At 74.0% G+C, this 2,270-nt stretch carries 2 protein-coding genes and 1 pseudogene; 1 reads left to right on the top strand and 2 read right to left on the bottom strand.

Annotated elements, in window-relative coordinates:
- Together GPJ59_RS35630 and GPJ59_RS35625 are read right to left on the bottom strand one after the other, a co-directional pair.
- Nucleotides 1-790, bottom strand: a pseudogene (locus GPJ59_RS35630) (hypothetical protein); the annotation flags it as partial.
- A gap of 140 nt (nt 791-930) precedes the next feature.
- The gene (locus GPJ59_RS35625; RefSeq protein WP_219672270.1) at nt 931-1,488 is read right to left on the bottom strand and encodes a TetR/AcrR family transcriptional regulator; all 558 of its coding nucleotides are present in this window, start codon (nt 1,486-1,488) and stop codon (nt 931-933) included.
- A gap of 96 nt (nt 1,489-1,584) precedes the next feature.
- On the opposite strand from GPJ59_RS35625, the gene GPJ59_RS35620 reads away from it, so the two are divergent.
- Complete coding sequence (locus GPJ59_RS35620; protein WP_219672269.1) at nt 1,585-2,202, top strand: DUF2867 domain-containing protein; 618 nt, start codon at nt 1,585-1,587, stop codon at nt 2,200-2,202.
- Nucleotides 2,203-2,270: the final 68 nt, after the last annotated feature.

Raw genomic sequence — 2,270 nt, 5'->3', positions numbered from 1 at the left:
AAGAGAAGCACGCCAGAGCAGCACGCGGAAGGTCGTCGGCAGCGTCGGATGGGTATAAGAGACAGACCGGGTGGGGCCCGCGGACCGCGCCGGCCGACATGTCGGCCGGCGCGGTCAGTTCCCGGGTGGGCGGCAGGACGAGCGTGCCGGGCGGCAGCGCCGCGGAGGCCACCGCGAAGGCGTGCAGCTGGGCGTTGGTGGGCCGGCTCGGCATGCGGCGCAGCTCGTCGATCCAGGCCCGGGTGTACGTGCTGACGGCCTCCGCCCCGCCGGCGAACGCGGGCGGCACGACCACCCCGTAGACCTCCGCCGGGGCGGTGACGGGCAGGGTGCCGTACTCCTGGAGCGCGGGCCAGGCGGCCTTGTCCGCGACGAGGTCGAGCACCAGCGCGGTCAGCCCGGCCGGCCGGGCACGCAGTTCGCCGCTCAGCCACTCCCAGGGCAGCGCCGTGTAGCGCACGGTGGAGCTCGTGGAACCCGCCAGCGCGAGGTGGAGCCGGCGGCCGCGGCGGTCGAGGGTGAGCCGGCCCGAGAGGTAGACCAGCAGCGGGCCCGGGGTCGCGGCGGCGGCCCGCAGCCGCATGAGCACGGTGTTCGGGTCGCGGGCGCCGTCCAGGTACGTGGTGTCGCTGGGGACGTGACTGTTCAGCAGGACCTCGGGCGGCACCACGGCCAGCGCGGCCAGGTTCGCGCTCGGTGCGACCTGCACCGAGCGCCGCCGGACGGCGGCGTCCCCCGCTATGAGAAGAACATGCCCCCGCTGCCGCTGACCTGCCCCATCGATGTGCATGAACAGAAGGTACTCATATCCGGGCGCGCCCGAGGCCGGCGGCCACCCGCTTCCCGTCCGGAACACCTGCCCGGGGATCTGCCCGCGCGCAGACCTGCACGCGGACCTGCGCGAAGAAACCGGGCCGCGCACCGCCGCCTTCACATCAGCAGTCGCCGCCTGATCAGCTCCATCACCTCGGCCCGGCTGCGCCCCCGGTGGTCCGCGGCGACGTAGTGGCTGCCGATGCGTACCGAGACGGCGAGCATGCAGCGGGCCTCGACCTCGTCCTCGTCGGCGCAGAAGGAGCCGAAGAGGGAACGCAGGTAGTCCATGCGCCGGTTGTCGACGCGGCGCAGCCGTGCGGCGACGTCCTCGTCCCGGCGGGCCCAGTCGCGGACGGCCAGGTCCGCGGCGACGCCCGTCATCGGCCCGTCGGCCGCCGCGACGAAGGCGAACAGCCGCTCCAGCCTGGTCCTTGCGTCGCCCCCGCCGCTCTCGACCCGCTCGATGACCGCCTCGGCGACCTCGTACTCCCAGGTGTCGAGCATCTCCTCGAGCAGCGCGGCCCGGTTGCGGAAGTACCCGTAGAAGCCGCCCTTGGTGACGCCCAGTGCCTGCGCCAGCACCTCGATGCGGACGGCCTCCGGGCCGCCGGCGGTCAGGGCCCGCAGGCCTTCCTCGATCCACCGTTCCCGGGGTGTCCGGGTCGCCCCCATGGTGTGTCCCTCCTCACGCGCGACCCCGACTGTACGGCGCCGTATATCCAGGTCTACCCTTGATCTATACGCCATCGTATAGACAGGGGCACGTTCATGAGACTCCCCAGCACCGCCCACACCTCCCGGCCCTGGCGCATCCACGAGGTCGCCCCCGACTTCCGCCTGGAGGACGTCTGGGCCATGCCCACGCCGGGCGGACCCGACGATCTCGCCCACCTGGTACGGCAGTTCGCCGCCGGCCGGGGCGGAACGGGCGAGCGGGACGGGGTGTTCGCCGACTCCCCCGTGCCGCGGCTGCTCTTCGCGCTCCGCTGGAAGCTCGGCAAGTGGTTCGGCTGGGACTCCCCCGACGGAGGCCTCGACGCCCGCGTGGCGACCCTGCGCGACCGGCTGCCGGCCGACCTGCGCGAGGCTCCCCGCGGCCCCGACCTCCCCTCGGCCCCCTTCACCTCCGTCTACCAGCTGCACGACGAATGGGCGGCCGAGATCGCCAACCGGACCATGCACGGGGTGATGCACATCGGGTGGGTCCCGGACGGCTCGGGGGGCTACCGCGGCCAGATGGCCGTCCTGGTGAAGCCGAACGGGCCGCTCGGGGCCCTGTACATGGCGGGCATCAAGCCGTTCCGCTACCTCGGCGTGTACCCGGCGCTGATGCGGTCGATCGGCCGGGAGTGGCAGGAGAGGGCCGCCACCCGCAGCGCGGGGTAGCGGCCGGCACGGGCGGGGCGGCGGCCGGCACGGGCGGGGCGGCGGCCTGCACGGGCGGGGTGCTGCGG

Source organism: Streptomyces bambusae (genome assembly GCF_019400985.1).
Classification (GTDB): Bacteria; Actinomycetota; Actinomycetes; order Streptomycetales; family Streptomycetaceae; genus Streptomyces; species Streptomyces bambusae_A.
The sequence above is the reverse complement of the archived record's forward strand: the minus strand, read 5'-3'. Positions and strand labels throughout refer to the sequence as shown.

What these genes read in the sequence shown, in the direction of transcription:
- GPJ59_RS35620 (WP_219672269.1), top strand. Translation starts at nt 1,585, where the DNA reads ATGAGACTCCCCAGCACCGCCCACACCTCCCGGCCCTGGCGCATCCAC.
- GPJ59_RS35625 (WP_219672270.1), bottom strand. Translation starts at nt 1,488, where the DNA reads ATGGGGGCGACCCGGACACCCCGGGAACGGTGGATCGAGGAAGGCCTG.